Below are 19,077 nucleotides of genomic sequence, written 5' to 3'. Positions count from 1 at the left end.
ACAAAAAATTAGACTGGTATAATACTTTTGTACGAAAAAGCGTAAAAGCGTTTAAGTTATACAGTGAAACTTCCATCAGTGTAGGTTTTCTTCCTCTCCCACTGATAGTTGAACCAATCGGACCTTTACGGGCAGTTATCCCCCCATCTCCCCTCTTTGTAAACTCGGGAAGCTTGAGGTCAGGGTCTTACTGCCCGTTAAGAGCAGGATAAAGGAGTCTTTCATGAATAAAGAAAAAGAAATGTTTCGTTTTAAGGAAGCCGTCGTGCTTTTACTTCTCATTTTAGCGGTTATCTTTTCAAGTTTATTTATATTAAAAACTGAACCACATATTGCTTTACTCAATTGCTTGATGGTTATTTTAATCATTGGACTGATTAGAGGCTTTAAATGGAAACAGTTAGAAACTGGCCTGGTAAAAGGCATCCAAAATGGTGTGCAGCCAATTATTATTTTAGGGCTAATTGGGATGCTAATTGGTGCCTGGATGAGCAGCGGGACGATTCCAACGATCATGGCGTATGCTTTAACCGTTATTAATCCCCATTACTTGCTTACCACAACACTTTTTTCTTGTATGGTCATATCAAGTTTAGTCGGCAGTTCTTTTACAACTGTTAGTACAATCGGGGTTGCTCTTATGGGTGCTGGTATGGCAATCGGTTTGCCAATTGAATGGTTGGCAGGGGCTATTATTTCTGGAGCTTGCTTTGGCGATAAAATGTCTCCTATGTCAGACACAACCAATTTTGCCTCTGGTGTTGCAGCTGTTGATTTATTTACTCATATAAGGCATATGTTTTTCACAACTATTCCAAGTATACTCATTACAACTGTGATTTTCTTCATTTTAGGAAGAATGACACCAATCGATGCTGCTTCCCTATCTGAGATGAAAAATATGATCCTGATGATTGAGTCACAGGTTCATGTTAGCAGCTTAACGCTGTTATCACCAATTATCGTGATTATCCTGGCCGTGAAAAGGATACCCGTTATCCCCTCTTTAATTGTAGGAATTATGACCGCAGGCCTAACAGCAGTCAGCTTACAAGGAATTTCGCTTAGTCAGTTTCTAAATGTTCTGCAAAACGGTACTTCCTTTCCAATTGAAAATGAACAAGTAAGCAATATGATAAATCGTGGCGGCTTACAATCTATGATGTGGTCAATTTCCCTCATCCTGATTGCATTTGCTTTTGGAGGATTGCTTGATTCACTTAAAATCATTCCTACTCTATTAAATGGACTAATTGATAGAATTCATTCGAAAGGACAGTTAATTCTTTCAACTGCGTCTTCTTCGTTTGGAGTTAATTTACTTACTGGTGAACAATATTTGTCCATTTTAATACCGGGTCAGTCTTTTAAGGGACTTTATGAAAAGATGCAATTAGATCGAAAATATTTATCTAGGACTTTGGAAGATGCAGGAACATTAATCAACCCTCTTATTCCATGGGGAGTCAGCGGTGCTTTCTTTGCTCAAACTTTAGGTGTACCTGTTTTATCATTTTTACCTTTTGCGTTTTTCCTTTATCTGTCCCCTGCTTTTACTATTTTATATGGTTATATGAAAGATCGAAGAACCGTCTCATAATGAGACGGTTTTTACTTTGGCTTAGGATTAGATTCTCATAGGATCTAAAAATAGTAGTAGTCATAACTTTTTCATTATTTCGGATAGTTTTTATATGTCATCATCATATTAATTAATTCTATGTTTGCTTTAAAACCTCACAAAAGTTTATCGAAATTCACTATCAGCTCTTTTTAAATAATGAATTTATTGTGGAATTTTCACTTTAAAAGAGTCAAACTCAATCGGCTTTATAAGATTCCCTTTAAATTCTAACTCTTTTTCCTTTCCATTTTCGTCAATTTCCACTCCTCCTCCGTCCGACGGAATGACTAGATAAGGAGTAATTGTTAATTCAGTAACTTTAGAATCAATGGGATCAAATTGCTTACTACTCTTGAATTCTATTCTATCCTTAACCAATTCTCCTGTAGCTCCACCTGATCGACCTGTAATTTCATTTCCATTTTCATCAACTACCTTGAATTCTATATTTCCTCCGCGACTTAATTCAAAATCTGTTTCCTCTTCAGAACTCTTATAAGCTATACTTACTCCTGTTTCACTAAAAGACATTTCTGTTACAGTAAGGGTCAATCCATCAACCGTCTGTGAATGATGAACAGGTATTTTATGAATATCAGTGATTTTTTCAACGGGAGTTGAGAAATACCACTTTTCCCCATTTTCTCCATGTAGGATTAATCCTAGTTCGAACTCTTCCGGCATATCCTCAGTCACATTTATTTCCTGAATGGCAGTCCGAGTTGTTTCTGAAAGGATATCTTCACCGTAACTGCCAGTCGCTGCATCAGGATTTTTCCCATTAATCGTAAAATCCATCCCAGCACCAAAATAAAATTCATCAAGTTCCTTCTCGGATTCAATGAAAAGACCTATAGTAATATTATTTTGGTCATATAAAATTTCATCAAGTGTAACGGAAATTCCATTGACTGTCTGTGTCTCCCCAATTTCATTCGTTAATCCACTTTTTTGGGCTTGTTGTAATCCAATCAGATTAGAATTCCCAAAAACAGACCCGATAATCGGTATTTGAGATAAACTGCTTGCCAACGCTGGAGAATAATAAGATGAACAAACCAATATTCCAAAAACAGCTGCCACACTGCACAAAGCATAGATTATTTTTCTTTTCCCTTTGTTCATTCTTAGACGAGGCGTATCAAGTTGCTCTTTAGCTTGAACAATTCCCGAGCGGATCGCTGAACGAACTTGATCTTGTGGAAACTCCTCGAAAGGATCATGTAACTTTTTCATTTAATTTATAGCTCCTTTCTAACTCACTTTTCAATTTTTTCCTCGCTCTACGTAAATTTGTTTTTACTGTGCCAACCGGCTTCTCCATAACCTCAGAAATATCCTTAATAGACAAGTCATGATAGTAAAATAGAATAATTGAAGTTTGATAGGACGAATTCAGCCTCGACAATGCCTCATTTAAAAGAAAAGAATCTATCTCTTCATCCTGCTTGCGATCTAATCTCTTCAACAATTCGCTTTCCTCATAAGGAATCATTTGGTCCCGTTCTCTTAACTGCCGATAACATTCACGTATTAAAATTCTAAACAACCAAGTGGAAAAATACTCCGGATTTCGCAATTGTCTTATCGCAAGGAATGCATTGTACGCGGTTTCCTGTATAGCATCCAACGCATCTTCTTTATTACCAACGTAAGAAAGCGCCTTGTAATAGAGCATTTTTTCTTCTTTAAAAAGCAATGCTTCAAATGCTTCAGCATCTCCATTAATTGCTCTTTTTACTGTATGAAGATCATGTTTCATTTTGTCATCACTCCCTCCTCTCACTATTTAGAGTGATCTAGACATACAATAAGTTTCAATTTTTTCATTTTTTCTAAATTATTTTTGATTCTAATATAGTGTAAAGAAAAAAAGTATGTTTTGTGTAATCAAAACATACTCTAAGATCCTTAAAGATATTTATTCTTCATCAAAAATATATTATTAGTAAGTGATTGTTTATTAAAAAAGAATTTCAAACCGAAGGATCTGTCTTTGTTCCCTGGTGAAAGACCATTCTCCATTTACCCTCGCTACGTTTCCATATAGAGCTACGTAAAGAATGCTGTTTACTAACATCATTAAAAATTCTGTATGTTGCCAGCACTACGGTTTCTGATAAAGGATGGAGTTCAAAATCGCTCAAAGTCATCCTAACTGTCCCTATTCCACCATCAGCAATACCTTCATCCTTATACAAAACCTTACCTGAACTTCCGAATTCAAAGAAATCATCAGCCAATAATTTTTTTAACTCTCTTCTTGATAAACGAACTTCTGGGGTTAATAACTTTTCCTCTAACTGCTTAATATGTTCTTTTAGATAACTATTTGATTTCAATTTGCGGTGTCTCCTTTATAACAGTTAGAAAACCTAATCATTCTTGCTCAATAGCACCCGATTCCGAAAGATTATATATTGAATCGTTTGTTTTTTCTTAAAAGAAACGCCTTTTAGTTTAAGAACGATTCCATTACATCCCTGATAAAAACATTGCGAATACAAACATGAGAAATATCAAAAATGATGCTCCAAATACTATTATAGTCAACTTCGATGTTTGTCCTTTAATAATAGAAAATACCGAAGTAAATAAACCCATACAAGCAATGAAAAGGCTAATAACTGATGGAAATGGCTCCGGTAATCTTGCTAGTAAGGTACTTAAAAAAGAAGAAAAAAAAGGATTTGTAATGAAAATGAAACTAACAATAAATTTTTCATTATCTTTTGGCACCTCATATAAGCTTAGTAATATACCGCCCTACCAATATCCAAATTATACCATTAATTATTATAATTTCTAGTTATTACCTTTCTAGTGACTGAACCGGCAAAAAATATATCCATCTATCTAATAAAATAGATGGATCAAATCAGCTTTTTCAATATTTCCGAAATATTTTTTCACATCAATGTTCTCAAATACTTTTTCAATTGCTTCTTTTTCATAACGTGCACCAATTAACGCATTCTCTACTTCTTCAACATCAACTGCACCGAAAAAGTCCCCATATATTTTACAATTCTTTATGATGCCCTTTTGGACTTCAAGTCGTAAATCAATTTGACCAACTGGAAATCTGTGTGAGTGCTGGTAGTTAAATTTCGGTGATTTTCCAAAATTCCACTCCCAGTTTTGGTAACGTTCCTTTGAAATTTCGTTAATCTTTTTCCAATCATCCTCAGTAAGGTCATAGGTTGGAATTGAATCAGTTCCATTGAATATATAGCGAAGCAAAAGCTCTCTAAATTGTTTAATTGTAATGCTGTCAGTTAAATATTCGCTAATATTTGCTACTCGACTCCTAATGGATTTAATCCCCTTTGACTCAATTTTATCTTTTTTAACTTTCAATGCATTAACTACACTATCAATTTCTGAATCAAATAATAATGTACCATGAGAAAACATTCTTCCTTTTGTCGAAAATTGAGCATTTCCGGAAATCTTGCGACCATCACTTGCAATAATATCGTTTCGTCCACTCAATTCTGCTTTTACACCAAGTTTTTCAAGGGCTTGAACGACAGGCTCGGTAAACTTTTTAAAGTTATGAAAACTTTCTCCGTCATCCTTCGTAATAAAACTAAAATTCAAGTTCCCTTCATCATGGTAAACAGCCCCGCCACCTGACAGCCTTCTGACAACATGAATATTTTTTTCTTCAACATAAGAAGTATTTATTTCTTCAATTGTATTTTGATTTTTTCCGATAATGATCGATGGTTCATTTATGTAAAACAATAAATACGTTTCATTTGGGTCTAAATGTTTTACTGCATACTCCTCAATTGCTAAATTTATTCTTGGGTCCGTGATTCCTTTATTATCAATAAAAAGCATATAAATTCCTCCAATTAAAATTGATGCCGCTCATATCGAGAGCTTACGAGTACAACCTCTCCATTGAACAGCTAGCTCCCTTGCTTCAAAAAGTCATTATGCCTTAAGCAAAGTAAATTGTGTCTGAGCTCACTGCCGTTCTTGGAAGATCTCCTTATTATTATTTAACAAATCCCTTTCAGGCAACCCTAATATATCTGTATTTTTAGGTGTATGGCCAAGCAGACGTAGCATTGCTACAATTTGCCCTTTATGATGCGATTCATGAGTAATTGAATGGATTAGTAGTTGATGTGGCGTTTTTCTTACAATCCCACTGCCCGCTTTCCAAGAAGGCTCTTTTTCGATCATCTCATCAAATTTATTTTTGAATTGTTCAAATACACTCTCAACATATAGATCAGCTTGTTGAAAATAGCGTTGAATATCATCTATATTCATACTTTTAATTACTTCCTTCGTAAATAATGGTGATGTTGTTTCTGACAGGACAAAAGAACCTAGCCAAGCATGATAGCAGCCTGCTACATGAACTAAGGAATCTCTAATACTCTGTAAACCAAATCCAAACTCTTTAGTAAAGTCAGCTTCATTCAATTCTCTGCACTGGTCTAATAAAATCTGGCGTGTTTGTTGTACCCATTGATATTCTAACTTTTCCATAGCATCCTCCCACCCCTTAGATATAAAGGGGAATTTTTCCTTCTACTATACTCCAAGTTGTGGAGATTGTAATGTAACTACTATCATTATCGTTTCAATCATATTACAAATCTTAAAAAAGACCGTAACATGTTTCTTTTTCATAGGATTTACTTTATAATGCGCACTAGATGATTTTCTTAGCGGAAAATTATACTTCTAGCTTAAGAAAGGAGATCGATTATGAACAAAATGATGTTTACATTAATAACCGGTCTAATGGCCGTTGTTTTAGCAGCATGTGGAGGAAATGAAGAAAGTAAAGAAGCTAAAAATGATGATAAAGCAAAAACGGCGGAAACCGATCAGCAGAAGGAACAGCAAAAGCTAATGGAAGAAATGCAAAAGAAATTAGAAGCGCAGCAAGTAGATGAAAAGAAAACTGTTGCCATTGTGAATGATAAAGAAATTTTAGGAAGCGACTATAATAGCATCTTAGCAACGATACAAGGACAAATGCAGCAAATGGGACAAGATCCGACTTCTAAAGAAGCTGCAGAGCAAGTGAAAACCCAAACAATTGACAGCTTAGTAGGACAAACTCTTCTTATTCAAGATGCAGATAAAAAAGGTTATAAAGCTTCAGAGGCAGATATTAATAAGCAGCTGGACGAAACGAAAAAACAGTTTAAAACAGAAAAAGAATTCGAAGCCGCTCTTAAAAAATCGGGCATGGATATAAAAACACTTGAAACTCAAATAGCTGACGATATTAAATTTAAACAGTACGTTGAGAAAGAATTACCGGCTGGTGAAATAACTGATGAAGAAATTCAAAAAACGTATAATCAATATGCCGAACAAGGAAAGAGCAATGGACAAGAAGTTCCAAAGCTTGAAGAAGTAAAACCGCAAATCGAACAATCACTTCAACAGCAAAAACAGCAAGAAAAACTCGCTCAGCAAGTTGAAGAATTAAAGGAAAATGCGAAGATTGATATTAAGATTTAGGATGTTACACACTAAAGAACAGCTCAAAGGGAGCTGTTCTTTTTTGATTTTCAAGCTAATGGAAAGGCAAATGTTTAATTGATCACCGGGAGAATGAATTTCAATTGAATATTGACTTGATTGATGAAGGATCGCCGTACTATCTCTTAAGGAGACGGTATTTTCTTAACTCATTCATATGGAATGTATTAAAATGATGTTTTTTGCTGAAAAGTAAATGATTTCTTTTTGCACCTCTATATTTACCACATGCCAGGCTGAAGCGGTAAAAAAATTTAAAGAAAAACCCCCAGATTTCTCTAGAGGTTTCGCGGTTCACGATTAACTCGCTTTTTTATATTCTGTTAATTTGTAGTGATTTTCAAAAAAGTCGTTTGTTTCATTGACAATGACTTTCCATAATAGTAACAAAGCTACTAAGTTAGGAATCATCATTAAAGCGTTCGCCATGTCTGCAAATGCCCAAACAACTGATAAGTTTGCCACTGCGCCTAAACCGCAGGCTATAATATAAACAAAGCGATACCCAAGAATTCCTTTTTGTCCTACAAGGTATTCAAAGCATTTTTCACCGTAAACGTACCATCCAACAATCGTTGAAAAACCGAAGAAGATGACCGAAAAGGCCACAATATATTCACCAACAATACCGAGTGTTGATGCAAAAGCAGCAGATGTTAAAGCTCCCCCATCAAGACTTGGATCATGCTGTACTCCTGATAACAATCCACCTGAGGAATCCCAGAAACCAGTGATAATTAACACTAATCCAGTCATAGTACAAACGATGATCGTTACGATGAATGTACCTGTCATGGCAACCAATGCTTGTTTAACAGGATGATCTGTTTTAGCATTTCCCGCAATTAATGCAGCTGTACCTAAACCAGCTTCATTTGAAAAAATCCCACGGGAGACGCCGCTTCTGATCGCTTCGACCACCGCCACCCCGACAAATCCTCCGGCAGCTGCAACAGGATTGAAGGCATAGTGGAAAATTAATTGAAAAGCAGGGATAATTTGATCAAAATTAATTGCTAATATTAACAATGCTCCTCCAACATACAGGAAAGCCATAATTGGCACAAAAAAACTTGCAACCGTACTAATGCGTTGAATACCCCCAAAAATGATCAAGCTTGTTAAAACGGCAAGAATGATGCCTGTTGTTAGTCCGCTGACACTAAAACTATTATTCATCACTTCTGCGATTGTATTCGACTGCACACTATTTCCAATACCTAAAGCGGCAAATGCGCCAAACAGCGCAAAAGCAACCCCAAGAAACTTCCATTTTTTACCCAATCCCTTTTCTACATAATACATCGGGCCACCGGAATATTCTCCATTTTCATTTTTCACACGATATTTCATCGCCAGCAAAGCTTCTGAATATTTCGTTGCCATCCCTAACAATCCGACAATCCACATCCAGAATATTGCTCCGGGACCGCCAAGCGTAATCGCTGTAGCCACACCGGCAATATTTCCGTTCCCGATTGTAGCAGCCAACGCCGTCATTAGGGCCTTAAAGTTACTTACATCCCCTTCTGCTGCTGAAGATTCTTCTTCTCTACCAAATCCCAATTTAAAGGCATATAGCAATCTTCTAAACTGTAAACCTTTCAAAGCAACTGTTAAAAATAAGCCTGTCCCAAATAACAAAATTAAACTGGGCGTTCCCCATAGAACCCCATTGATTTTCCCTATTATGTCCATCATTTTGTTGTACACCCCTCCAATTGTTAGCGCTTTCACCTATGTAGTACTATCATAAAATTTAATTATTGTCTTGTAATTGTTTTTTTTCACAAAATATTTAGTAGCCTTTTATTATTTTTCACAAACAACCATATTTATAATAGCCACTTCATGCTCTGATGTCAAAGCCAAAAATATGAAGATGTCCCCCAACATGATTAATGGCCATATTTTGATATAATTTCCATAGAAGAAAAAGGGGTATTTATATTTACACTTTCTATTAGTTTGGTTCATTATGAATTAAGCATTAAAATAAGATTCTGTTGTATGAAAGAGTTGTAAAAATAATGAATAAGGAAATAAGATAAGCGACCTTGTTATTCTGATTAGGAGGAATAACAGGTCGCTTATTTTTGGTGTAAACCTTTTAATCGTGATCAAAATAACTTTATATATTAGCATTAGGGTTTGACAATGTACCTTTAAGATACAAACTTAGTTCCTAATCGATATTAATATTAATGTTGATTAATAACTACATTGTAACTTCTAAATGGAATATCAAATACAATGAATAATAGATTGGGATTAAATTTTTCATTTGATTACATTAATCGATTTTAGCTAAATACTTTAAAGAAAAATCCCACATTATTGGTTAGAAGGATCTTCTGTATTTGTTTCTTCATCAGCAGGTTCTTCCGGATTCATCTCATCACTTGCAGGCTCTTCTGGAACCATTTCTTCACTTTCAGGTACTTCAGAATCTGTCTCTCCACCCATTGGTTCCTCTGTGTCCATTTCACCATTTACAGGCTGTTCTTGAATATCTTCCTGCATGTCTTGACCATCACTGCATGCTGCAGCAAGCATCACGGCTAGAATAGGAGCCGATAATTTCCAGGATGTTTTGAATACCATTTTGATTCCTCCTTCATATTATCAAGTGATCATCACAAGCAATTAATGATAGGGTATTTTCAACTCCCTTCCTTAAAAGCTAATGTCATTATAAACAAGCTCTTCCGAAAAATTTGTCGATTAACTCGATTTTTACTTGTTCTTAAATGGACTGAAAACTGCTTTTAATAAAGGTAAAAAACTTGTTATTTACTCCCATATATTTAAGGTAAAAGTCCCCTTTAGAAACAGGACCAGTAAATAACTAAAAATTAATGTATTTTCTGCTTGGTTAAACAACCAAAAAAATCGTACATTACCAGTTTTTTCAATTGTTATATTCATTAAACTCCCGTAGGGATACCTTTCCAGCTTTGTTCCCGTGGAATCTCACACCTTTCGATCAAACAACAATTCCCTATAGCAATTGGAAAATATCAACAGACCAAACAACAATCTTTTTAGAAGAAGGTTTTTATTTGGAGTTCAATTCATTTTCCTGTTATCTTTGTTCTATATCACTTCTGAATAATCTAAATCTATTATTCTAGTTTCTTTTTAAAATAGCTATTGCTAATTTGATCCAACTGATTTATCATGGAATCATATCGTTAAATCAACTATATATTGATTTTAACTTCTAATGAAAAACTATATATTGTATCTTTACGAGAGTTAGGCGCTTTGTTAGCTTAATAGGGAATCTGGTGAAAATCCAGAACTGTCCCCGCAACTGTAAGTGTGACGAATTGAGATTACCACTGTACCTCATGTATGGGAAGGACTCATAGTAGGAAGAACATAAGTCAGGAGACCTACCTAAACCTTGTGAAAGTTTCAATTTCTTCGGGGACTGAGAAGATGAAACGATAGTAAATCTCTTGAGCTATTCAACTTCAATGACTTGCTCTCTTTCTGTCGTTTTATCTTTCCCCCGCTAAAAAACGTACAGACGGAGGAATATACATGAGCAAGACAACATTATCCCCAATGATCCTGGATCAGCAAAATGGAACAGAAGCATTTGATCTCGGAAAACTAACAACCTTTATCAAAAGCATTCATCAACATTTTCCAACACTAAATATTGACGAATATCTTAATCGTATAGAAAATACGATCCTTCAAAGAGAATCCTATACCTCTGAACAGCTAATTAATCTTCTTATTTTAGAAGGATTATCTAATATTAATGAACAAGAGCCCGAATGGACCTACTTCTGTGCACACATTTATTTATCAAAACTTTATAAAGAAGCGGCAGCAAATCGAGGATATAAGAAAGAGCAAAAATATGGAGATTTTTACGAGCTTATTTCAACACTTATCTCAAAAGGACTTTATAGCTCAAGCTTATTAGAAAATTATTCAAAGGATGAGATAACCCAAATTGGATCCTTTCTTAAGCCGGAAAACGACTATTTATTTACATATATTGGCCTACGAACATTAGCAGATCGCTATCTAACAAAAGATTTTTCGAAACAAGTATATGAGCTGCCGCAGGAACGATTTTTAGTGATTGCTATGACATTAATGGCAAAGGAAAACAAAGCTAACCGTCTTGAACTCATTAAGCAAGCTTACTGGGCTATGAGTAATCTTTATATGACAGTAGCAACACCAACTCTTTCAAATGCCGGAAAACCTGTAGGACAGCTATCAAGCTGTTTTATCGATACGATTGATGACAGTCTTCAAGGAATTTTTGATAGCAATACAGACATCGCCAATCTATCGAAATCTGGTGGCGGTGTTGGGGCTTATCTCGGTAAAATCCGAAGCCGCGGAAGTGATATTCGCGGATTTAAAGGGGTTTCCTCAGGAATCATTCCATGGATGAAGCAGCTGAACAATACGGCTGTCAGTGTTGACCAGCTTGGGCAGCGTAAAGGAGCGATCGCAGTCTATCTTGATGTGTGGCATAAAGATATCTTTTCCTTCCTTGATGCAAAACTAAATAACGGTGATGAAAGAATGCGAACACATGATATTTTTACAGGAGTTTGTATTCCGGATCTTTTCATGGAGCAGGTTGAAGCACGGGCTGATTGGTACTTATTTGATCCACATGAGGTTCGTACCGTTATGGGCTTCAGTATTGAAGATTTTTACGACGAGGAAAAAGGAAATGGAAGCTTTAGAGAGCGTTATTGGGCATGTGTCCAAAATGAACAACTTTCAAAGGAAAAGGTGCCTGCAATTGAGATTATGAAACGAATCATGATTAGCCAATTAGAAGCAGGAACTCCTTATATGTTCTATCGTGATGAGGTGAACCGTAAAAACGCAAACTCCCATCAAGGTATGATCTATTGCAGCAATCTTTGCACAGAAATTACACAAAACCAAAGTCCAACTACTGTCGAAGAGCAATATACCGAGGATGGAAAAATTATTACGGTCAAAACACCGGGTGATTTTGTTGTTTGTAATCTCTCATCTATTAATCTTGCTAAAGCCGTTACAGATGATGTGTTAGAAAAGCTTATCCCTATTCAGGTTAGAATGTTGGACAATGTGATCGATTTAAATACAATCCCTGTCCTTCAAGCAAGGTTAACAAATGAAAAATATCGGGCGATTGGGTTAGGAACCTTTGGCTGGCACCATTTATTAGCTCTAAAGCAGCTTAAATGGGAACACGAAGAAGCCGTTGAGTTCGCAGATCATTTATACGAAAAAATCTCCTTCTTAACGATTTCTGCAAGCATGGAGCTTGCGAAAGAAAAAGGGGCCTACTCTGTGTTTAAAGGCTCTGATTGGGAAACTGGTGCCTATTTTGACAAACGAGGATACCACACACAGGAAAGCAACTATGATTGGGATGCTCTACAGCGTGATGTTGGGGCTCATGGAGTTAGAAACGGCTATTTAATGGCAGTTGCACCGAATGCTTCCACATCTATTATTGCAGGAAGCACAGCAAGTATTGATCCAATTTTCCAAAAAGTATATTCAGAAGAAAAGAAAGATTATAAAATTCCGGTTACCGTTCCAGATCTTAACTCAACAACAACCTGGTATTATAAGTCTGCTTATTTTATTGACCAGCATTGGAGCATTAAACAAAATGCAGCGCGCCAACGCCATATAGATCAATCAATCTCTTTCAATCTTTATGTACAAAATACGATTAAAGCTAAAGATCTGCTTGATCTTCATTTATCTGCATGGAAAGAAGGATTAAAAACAACGTATTATCTACGCTCAACTTCTAGTACGATTGAAGAATGCGATTCTTGTGCTAGTTAATATTTGGCTGTTTTCACAAAGATTGTTGCATTAGTGGTAATGGTGCGAAAGACACTTGACTCCTGCAGGAAGTAGAGGAAAGCAAGTGTCTAAAAGCGCAATGAAACCAACTTGTTTTTACCTTTAACTGCATTAAAAAACAACAAAGTATGCGTAACAGCCTAATTTTTTAGAGAATGACTTTTTCTAAGTCATTCTCACAATTTTTTATCGGTAAAAAGGAGAATGTATATGGAAACCACTACTACTCTAAGTAAGCGAAAAATAATGGATGCGGCCGCACCAAACCGGTCAACAGGTATTATTAACGGTGAAAGCTCAAATGTATTAAATTGGGATGATGTTTCATTTCCTTGGGCATATCCTCGCTATAAAAAAATGCTGGCAAATTTTTGGACACCCTTTGAAATCAATATGGCTCAAGATATAAAGCAATACCCTGAGTTAACAGAGGATGAAAAAGATGCCTTCCTAAAAATCATTGGACTACTGGCTCTTTTAGATAGTATTCAAACGGATTATGCCGGGAAGGTCTCAGACTATATAACAGATTCAAGCATTAATGCCTTGATGATTATGCTTGCACAGCAAGAAGTGATTCATAACCACTCTTACTCCTACGTTCTTTCAAGCTTAGTACCGAAGCATGTGCAGGATGAGGTTTTTGAATACTGGAGAAGTGAACCGATCTTAAGAAAGCGAAATGAGTTTGTTACAAATGGATACCAGGCTTTTGCTGAACAACCTAATGTTGAGAACCTATTAAAATCAATCGTATATGATGTTATTTTAGAGGGCCTCTTCTTTTACTCTGGATTTGCTTTCTTTTATAATTTGGCCCGTAATCAAAAAATGGTCGCTACAAGTACAATGATCAATTATATAAATCGTGATGAACAAATTCATGTTGATTTATTTGTTCAAATTTTTAAAGAAGTACTAAAACAATACCCAGAATACGACACTAAAGAACTTTCCACTTTCGTAAAGGAAACATTTGTTCAAGCAGCAGAGCTTGAAATTGAATGGGGCCATTTCATCATCGGAAATAAAATTGATGGAATTAATATAAAGGATGTTGAGGATTATATTAAGTTCTACGCAAATGTTCGATGTAATCAATTAGGATATGAGCGTCCATTTGAAGGATACCGCACAAATCCATTAAAATGGATTAAAGCATATGAGGAAGTTGATCTTGGGAAATCTGACTTCTTTGAGCAGAAGTCAAGACAATATACGAAGGTTAACCATGTTGATAACGGATTTGATGACTTATAATACTTAAACAAACATGTTAAATGAAGAAGGGTAGATTTGCCCCCTTCCCCTTCTCTTGTCAGATCATTGCTTCTTTGTTATTCTCACCTATTAAAATCATTCATTATACATTTTTACACAAATTTGTTTAACGCAGATTTACTAGTGGTAAAGGTATATTAGACATATACAAGTATTGTATTGGTAGAGGATGATGAAAATGAGGTTTTCAACACTTTCAGACAAGACCTTGTTAGATAGCTTAAAAGAAGCAAAAAAGTTAAAGATTAATATTGAATTTATTAGGATGCTTGAGGCAGAGATAAGGGAAAGAGGTCTTCACAAACGACAAATAATAGAAAAACAACTTAGAAAAATTAATTAGAAATATGTAGAAGGTTGGCCTTTTTTAGCCAACCTTTCTGTTTTATAATATGAAGCTGTCTTCTTCTTTTTCAAGAATTTCTACTATTTCTAATAGATCTTCAATCACATAATCAGCTTTCGGAGTTTGCGAAAATAGATTGTTCTTTTTCCATATTGTTTTCATCCCTACTTTACTAGCAGCTTCAATATCATTGATAGGATGATCACCAATAAATATGCATTTATGTGCAGGTACCTCTAGCAAAGATAGACCCCTTAGAAAAATTTCTTTATCCGGTTTTCTCAATCCTTCATTTTCAGAAATCAAGATACATTGAAAATATGACTCAATTTTTAAAGCTTTCATATTATCCATCTGAAACTTCCCGAATCCATTTGAGATTATTCCAAGCTTGATTTGTTTTTCCTTTAATACTTGGAGCATCTGTTCTAAATGTTGGAAAGGAACACAATGATTTGGAAAATAAGAAAGATAGTCTTGTAGCAGCTCCTCAGCAGAAATGTTCTGAATATTAAACTCTTTCACCAGTGTATCATACACTTGATCCTTCCAAACAGATCCATGGTTATCTAGCTCCACAAATCTTTTTACATACCTGTCCATAGAAGCTTCTATTGACGGCTTTAAACGGGAATACTGATCTTTAATAAAGTGAAGAACAGATTGGTCTCTATTTAATAATGTCCCATCTAAATCGAAAAACACTGCTCTCAATTCGTCTCTCCCCTGACTTTTCACCTGAATCATACCATTTTCCACCAATTCATTCTTACACATGCACAAAATTGGGTGCAATCAACTATTTTTCAACTTTCCTTTGGTCGTTTGTATTTCTTGACTAAATAATAGATTGTTGCAAGCAAAAGTGCAGTGCAGGTGATCGGTATGAAATATGGTTTTGCGATTTCTTTGATGTATATCCAGTTGCTGCCGAGCTCGATACCTAAATACACGAAAAAAATTGTCCATGGTACCATTGCCGCTACTGTATACAATGTGAATTTCCACAATGACATTTTTGAAATTCCCGCCGGTATGCTAATGGCGTGCCGCACCACTGGTATAAACCTAGCACCAAAAATAACCCCAGCCCCATATTTCTCGAACCATAATTCTGATAGCTCAATATGATGCTTTTTTATAAACAAGTATTTTCCATACTTTTCAAGAAAGGGCCTTCCTCCTAAACTTCCTATCCAGTATAAAATTAGTTGGGCAATTGTTCCTCCTATTACGCCTGCAAGTACGGCCCCTAGAAACCCAATTTTCCCAAGCACAATCATATAACCGCCATATCCTAATACAATTTCACTCGGAATCACCTCAAGCATTAATCCAATCGCAATTCCAACGTAACCGAGATTTGTTAACCAATCTAATATATCTAAGATGACGCTTTCCATCTATTCATCCCCTCCTCTTGACTTGTACTTCCTGTCCATTAGTAATAGGTATGAATAGAAATCGATAAATAGTATGTTAAGCTACTAAAAAAACCTGTGGAATCTGCCACAAGTTTTTTAGTGAATATCTCTTTTCTTAAACCTTCCGCCTCTTACTTCCGCTATGTTTGCCACTGCTAAAAAGGCAGATTCATCTAGATCTTCAACAATCGATTTTAACTTCGCTTCTTCTAGACGTGTAATCACACAGAATATGACTTTTTTATTCTCTCCTGTATAAGCACCCTCACCATTAAGATAAGTTACTCCACGACCTAACCTGGCTAAAATGGCATCACCAATTTCTTGATAATGTTCACTAATGATCCAGGCTGATTTCGATTCATCAAGCCCCTCAATCACAATATCTATTGTTTTAAACGCCACGAAGTATGCTATCAATGAGTACATAGCTCTGTTCCAGCCGAACACAAAACCTGCACTTCCCAGGATAAAAATATTAAAAAACATAATAATTTCACCCACAGAGAATGGAAGTTTTTTATTTGCAAGAATAGCTAAAATCTCTGTACCATCAAGTGAGCCTCCATATCGAATGACAATTCCAACACCAATCCCTAAAATAATTCCGCCAAATACCGTAGCAAGAAGAACATCCTCTGTGAATGCCGGAACCGGATGTAAGAGGACTGTTGTAATGGATAGAACAGCAATTCCGAACAAAGTGGAAAGAGCAAATGTCTTCCCTATCTGTTTATATCCAATAAAGAAAAATGGGATATTTAAAAGAAAGATAAATAAGCCCAGCTTTATTCCAAGTAAGTGAGAAAGGATAATTGAGATCCCAACAATCCCGCCATCAATAACCTGATTAGGTACTAAAAAAATCTCTAATCCTACTGCCATTAATACAGCGCCAATAAAAATAAAAAGTGCTCGTTTGAATATTTTTGACTTTGATAACCCTTGATGCTTTTTCATTTGTTTTTGTATTTCAATTGGAATTTCTGTCATAAAACTCCTCCTTTATAGCAAGTACAAAAGAAGCTTGTCTCTGTCCATGTTGTATATAGCATATTATGCCATACTGTATTTCTTTATTATAACGTAGTGGATTTAAAAATTGGAATTTTTACGCAGGATGTTCATGCAGAGCTTTAGCCCTTTTGAAAACCTGAGGAATTGGTCTTCATTTCGGCGATGATGACCATTCCTCTTCTGAAAATCTGAGGAATTGGTCTTCATTTTGGCGATGATGACCATTCCCCTTTTGGAAACCTGAGTAAAAGAGCATCATACTCAACACCTTTAAGAATGGTTCTTTTTGAAAAAATTGTTGTTTTTTAATAAGTTCTAGAAATAAACATTAATTAGGTTGATTGAAACGGATATGCGAGACTCATGCAGCACTTGTGCGTCGTGGAGGCTCACTGCATGCCCCATGGAAAACGAGCATCCTGGAGCTGCAATCAACCATGCACAATTCTTATTACTGTAGCAACAAAGTTTGCGAAAACAGCCTTAAAAATAAAAGAAAGTGACGTATACCTATTCACACGTCACTTTCTTATCGCTTAATAAATACACTGAACGCTTTAGTCATAAACCCGGGGATTCATATTACATTGGAACTTATTTCGATCTTTTTTCATTATGCTTTCTTTCAGCTAAGTCATTGCCAAAGTCTTTATCTGTATTTATGGCATCACTAGCTTTCTTCATTTTTTTTTGTTGATTTTTATGACTATCTCTTTCAGCCATATGTTATTCCCTCTTTTCTAAAGACATTTTTTTCATCTTTTATTGTCTACAGTGACAGAGAAAAAATACATATTACCAGCTAATACGACATCCCTTAGAAGAACAAAGGACAGTTCTCACATGAACTGTCCTTTGTATTATTTTTGATCGGCAGGATAAACAAGCCCAATTTGTTTACGAGCTTTTTCCAAAATAGTTGCAGTCATGATTGAATTTTGATGAGAATTTAGTTCAGATTGTTGTTTGTTTTGTGAGACTAAAGAGATAAACTCTTTGGCTTCATAATACATGCTCTCTGATTCTTGCTCTCTTGTGATATCTTCTATTGTGCCATCTTTATACTGTATTTTTACACTTTCAGGCGTATGAATCTTATCAATAATGATGCTGCCGTTCTCCCCTTGAATCTCAGACGGAACATAAGAATTCGTAATCTTCGAATACATGATGACAGCATCCATGTCGTCATATGTTAGAAGGATACTCCCTTCACCATCTACCCCTGATTCAAGCATATAGCTGGACGCCTTTACTTCCTTTGGTTCTCCGAATAATGCAACAGCCGGATACACACAATAGATCCCAATATCCATTAAAGAACCATTTGAAAACTCTGGCTTAAAAGCATTTAACACAGTACCTTCCTTGTATTTATCGTAACGGGAAGAGTATTGGCAATAGCTTGCAAAATATCTTCTAACTTTTCCAATCTTATGTAAATTCTCTTTGATCGCAAGGAAGTTAGGTAATTGTGTTGTTTTTAATGCTTCCATTAAGACAACATGATGTTCCTTGGCCGCTGCAATCATTTGACTTACTTCGTCTGTATTGGAGGCAATAGGCTTTTCACATAATACATGCTTTCCATTTTGCATACAAAGAATTGCTTGTGATGCATGCAATGAATTTGGACTTGCAATATAAACCGCATCAAATTCGGGACTGCTGGCAAACTCATTTAAATCTGTATATGTATGTGTAGCACCATATTTATCTGCAAACTCACCAGCTTTTTCACTTGTTCGCGAATAAACAGCCGTTAGTGAAAAGTCCTCTATCTTACTTGCAGCTTGAATGAAGCTTTCTGTAATCCAATTTGTTCCGATAATACCGAATCGAACCATATTAACCAACCTCCAAATGTATAATCTTCTACGTGCAAGTATATCTTTTTTTTCAAAAAAGAAAAAGCATTTGTCAATTTCAGTCGTTTTTAAAACCTTTTTCTAATGGATTTGTGAAAAGTATGTCATAATAGATAATTGAGAAATGAATTTGCA

Annotated in this window: 18 protein-coding genes and 1 riboswitch; of the genes, 6 read left to right on the top strand and 12 right to left on the bottom strand. The window is 35.6% G+C overall.

Annotated elements, in window-relative coordinates; all coding sequences use genetic code 11:
* Positions 1–223: 223 nt before the first annotated feature.
* Positions 224–1,600: a Na+/H+ antiporter NhaC gene (gene nhaC / locus AC4GZ8_RS10460; protein WP_491081792.1), complete on the top strand. Its 1,377-nt coding sequence runs from the start codon at positions 224–226 to the stop codon at positions 1,598–1,600.
* A 186-nt stretch (positions 1,601–1,786) separates the two neighbouring features.
* Here nhaC and AC4GZ8_RS10455 read toward each other — a convergent pair whose 3' ends face one another.
* The 3 genes from AC4GZ8_RS10455 to AC4GZ8_RS10445 form a co-directional block, all read right to left on the bottom strand.
* Entirely contained in the window at positions 1,787–2,860 is a 1,074-nt protein-coding gene (locus tag AC4GZ8_RS10455; RefSeq protein WP_491081791.1) for a DUF4179 domain-containing protein, read from the bottom strand.
* Positions 2,844–3,386 (bottom strand): sigma-70 family RNA polymerase sigma factor, encoded by a 543-nt coding sequence (locus AC4GZ8_RS10450; protein WP_491081790.1) that lies wholly within the window; start codon positions 3,384–3,386, stop codon positions 2,844–2,846. Before AC4GZ8_RS10450 ends, AC4GZ8_RS10455 begins: the two co-directional genes overlap by 17 nt.
* Before the next feature lie 214 nt (positions 3,387–3,600).
* On the bottom strand, positions 3,601–3,966 hold the full coding sequence (locus AC4GZ8_RS10445; protein ID WP_491081789.1) for a nuclear transport factor 2 family protein: 366 nt from the start codon (positions 3,964–3,966) through the stop codon (positions 3,601–3,603).
* 167 nt (positions 3,967–4,133) lie between these two features.
* Between AC4GZ8_RS10445 and AC4GZ8_RS10440 the strand changes: the two genes are divergently transcribed.
* The gene (locus tag AC4GZ8_RS10440; protein ID WP_491081788.1) at positions 4,134–4,433 is read left to right on the top strand and encodes a hypothetical protein; all 300 of its coding nucleotides are present in this window, start codon (positions 4,134–4,136) and stop codon (positions 4,431–4,433) included.
* A 47-nt stretch (positions 4,434–4,480) separates the two neighbouring features.
* Here the strand turns inward: AC4GZ8_RS10440 and lplA are convergent, their stop codons facing one another.
* Complete coding sequence (lplA, locus tag AC4GZ8_RS10435; protein WP_491081787.1) at positions 4,481–5,473, bottom strand: lipoate--protein ligase; 993 nt, start codon at positions 5,471–5,473, stop codon at positions 4,481–4,483.
* 129 nt (positions 5,474–5,602) lie between these two features.
* The gene (locus tag AC4GZ8_RS10430; RefSeq protein ID WP_491081786.1) at positions 5,603–6,136 is read right to left on the bottom strand and encodes a DinB family protein; all 534 of its coding nucleotides are present in this window, start codon (positions 6,134–6,136) and stop codon (positions 5,603–5,605) included.
* Between the two features lie 222 nt (positions 6,137–6,358).
* Here AC4GZ8_RS10430 and AC4GZ8_RS10425 point away from each other — a divergent pair, with 222 nt between their 5' ends.
* Positions 6,359–7,126: a SurA N-terminal domain-containing protein gene (locus tag AC4GZ8_RS10425; RefSeq protein WP_491081785.1), complete on the top strand. Its 768-nt coding sequence runs from the start codon at positions 6,359–6,361 to the stop codon at positions 7,124–7,126.
* Positions 7,127–7,447: 321 nt separating this feature from the next.
* Here the strand turns inward: AC4GZ8_RS10425 and AC4GZ8_RS10420 are convergent, their stop codons facing one another.
* Both AC4GZ8_RS10420 and AC4GZ8_RS10415 read right to left on the bottom strand, forming a co-directional pair.
* Entirely contained in the window at positions 7,448–8,845 is a 1,398-nt protein-coding gene (locus AC4GZ8_RS10420; RefSeq protein ID WP_491081914.1) for an alanine/glycine:cation symporter family protein, read from the bottom strand.
* A gap of 636 nt (positions 8,846–9,481) precedes the next feature.
* Positions 9,482–9,751 (bottom strand): hypothetical protein, encoded by a 270-nt coding sequence (locus AC4GZ8_RS10415; protein ID WP_491081784.1) that lies wholly within the window; start codon positions 9,749–9,751, stop codon positions 9,482–9,484.
* A gap of 639 nt (positions 9,752–10,390) precedes the next feature.
* Positions 10,391–10,567: riboswitch (cobalamin riboswitch) on the top strand.
* A gap of 129 nt (positions 10,568–10,696) precedes the next feature.
* Here AC4GZ8_RS10415 and AC4GZ8_RS10410 point away from each other — a divergent pair.
* The 3 genes from AC4GZ8_RS10410 (at position 10,697) to sda (ending at position 14,630) form a co-directional block, all read left to right on the top strand.
* Complete coding sequence (locus AC4GZ8_RS10410) at positions 10,697–12,985, top strand: ribonucleoside-diphosphate reductase subunit alpha (RefSeq protein ID WP_491081783.1); 2,289 nt, start codon at positions 10,697–10,699, stop codon at positions 12,983–12,985.
* 231 nt (positions 12,986–13,216) lie between these two features.
* On the top strand, positions 13,217–14,266 hold the full coding sequence (locus tag AC4GZ8_RS10405) for a ribonucleotide-diphosphate reductase subunit beta (protein WP_491081782.1): 1,050 nt from the start codon (positions 13,217–13,219) through the stop codon (positions 14,264–14,266).
* A gap of 199 nt (positions 14,267–14,465) precedes the next feature.
* Positions 14,466–14,630 carry a sporulation histidine kinase inhibitor Sda gene (sda, locus tag AC4GZ8_RS10400; protein ID WP_491081781.1) on the top strand — a complete coding sequence of 55 codons (165 nt, stop codon included), beginning with the start codon at positions 14,466–14,468 and terminating at the stop codon, positions 14,628–14,630.
* 42 nt (positions 14,631–14,672) lie between these two features.
* Here the strand turns inward: sda and AC4GZ8_RS10395 are convergent, their stop codons facing one another.
* The 5 genes from AC4GZ8_RS10395 to AC4GZ8_RS10375 form a co-directional block, all read right to left on the bottom strand.
* Positions 14,673–15,380: an HAD family hydrolase gene (locus AC4GZ8_RS10395; RefSeq protein ID WP_491081780.1), complete on the bottom strand. Its 708-nt coding sequence runs from the start codon at positions 15,378–15,380 to the stop codon at positions 14,673–14,675.
* Between the two features lie 59 nt (positions 15,381–15,439).
* Positions 15,440–16,036, bottom strand: coding sequence for an undecaprenyl phosphate transporter UptA (gene uptA, locus AC4GZ8_RS10390; protein ID WP_491081779.1), 597 nt, complete (start codon positions 16,034–16,036; stop codon positions 15,440–15,442).
* 117 nt (positions 16,037–16,153) lie between these two features.
* Complete coding sequence (locus AC4GZ8_RS10385) at positions 16,154–17,050, bottom strand: YitT family protein (RefSeq protein ID WP_491081778.1); 897 nt, start codon at positions 17,048–17,050, stop codon at positions 16,154–16,156.
* A gap of 618 nt (positions 17,051–17,668) precedes the next feature.
* A complete protein-coding gene (locus AC4GZ8_RS10380) occupies positions 17,669–17,797 on the bottom strand; it encodes a hypothetical protein (protein ID WP_286158776.1) in 129 nt (42 codons plus the stop codon).
* Positions 17,798–17,934: 137 nt separating this feature from the next.
* A complete protein-coding gene (locus AC4GZ8_RS10375; RefSeq protein WP_491081777.1) occupies positions 17,935–18,921 on the bottom strand; it encodes a Gfo/Idh/MocA family protein in 987 nt (328 codons plus the stop codon).
* Positions 18,922–19,077 lie beyond the last annotated feature (156 nt).

This window comes from Metabacillus sp. RB-C-LZQ-3-1 (genome assembly GCF_058315175.1).
Note: the sequence above shows the minus strand (reverse complement) of the source record. Positions and strands in the feature narration are given on the sequence as shown.

Excerpts from the sequence above, each read along its gene's own strand:
- nhaC (WP_491081792.1), top strand. The coding sequence starts at position 224 with ATGAATAAAGAAAAAGAAATGTTTCGTTTTAAGGAAGCCGTCGTGCTT.
- AC4GZ8_RS10455 (WP_491081791.1), bottom strand. The coding sequence starts at position 2,860 with ATGAAAAAGTTACATGATCCTTTCGAGGAGTTTCCACAAGATCAAGTT.
- AC4GZ8_RS10450 (WP_491081790.1), bottom strand. The coding sequence starts at position 3,386 with ATGAAACATGATCTTCATACAGTAAAAAGAGCAATTAATGGAGATGCT.
- AC4GZ8_RS10440 (WP_491081788.1), top strand. The coding sequence starts at position 4,134 with ATGAGAAATATCAAAAATGATGCTCCAAATACTATTATAGTCAACTTC.
- lplA (WP_491081787.1), bottom strand. The coding sequence starts at position 5,473 with ATGCTTTTTATTGATAATAAAGGAATCACGGACCCAAGAATAAATTTA.
- AC4GZ8_RS10430 (WP_491081786.1), bottom strand. The coding sequence starts at position 6,136 with ATGGAAAAGTTAGAATATCAATGGGTACAACAAACACGCCAGATTTTA.
- AC4GZ8_RS10425 (WP_491081785.1), top strand. The coding sequence starts at position 6,359 with ATGAACAAAATGATGTTTACATTAATAACCGGTCTAATGGCCGTTGTT.
- AC4GZ8_RS10420 (WP_491081914.1), bottom strand. The coding sequence starts at position 8,845 with ATGGACATAATAGGGAAAATCAATGGGGTTCTATGGGGAACGCCCAGT.
- AC4GZ8_RS10415 (WP_491081784.1), bottom strand. The coding sequence starts at position 9,751 with ATGGTATTCAAAACATCCTGGAAATTATCGGCTCCTATTCTAGCCGTG.
- AC4GZ8_RS10410 (WP_491081783.1), top strand. The coding sequence starts at position 10,697 with ATGAGCAAGACAACATTATCCCCAATGATCCTGGATCAGCAAAATGGA.
- AC4GZ8_RS10405 (WP_491081782.1), top strand. The coding sequence starts at position 13,217 with ATGGAAACCACTACTACTCTAAGTAAGCGAAAAATAATGGATGCGGCC.
- sda (WP_491081781.1), top strand. The coding sequence starts at position 14,466 with ATGAGGTTTTCAACACTTTCAGACAAGACCTTGTTAGATAGCTTAAAA.
- AC4GZ8_RS10395 (WP_491081780.1), bottom strand. The coding sequence starts at position 15,380 with ATGATTCAGGTGAAAAGTCAGGGGAGAGACGAATTGAGAGCAGTGTTT.
- uptA (WP_491081779.1), bottom strand. The coding sequence starts at position 16,036 with ATGGAAAGCGTCATCTTAGATATATTAGATTGGTTAACAAATCTCGGT.
- AC4GZ8_RS10385 (WP_491081778.1), bottom strand. The coding sequence starts at position 17,050 with ATGACAGAAATTCCAATTGAAATACAAAAACAAATGAAAAAGCATCAA.
- AC4GZ8_RS10380 (WP_286158776.1), bottom strand. The coding sequence starts at position 17,797 with ATGGCTGAAAGAGATAGTCATAAAAATCAACAAAAAAAAATGAAGAAA.
- AC4GZ8_RS10375 (WP_491081777.1), bottom strand. The coding sequence starts at position 18,921 with ATGGTTCGATTCGGTATTATCGGAACAAATTGGATTACAGAAAGCTTC.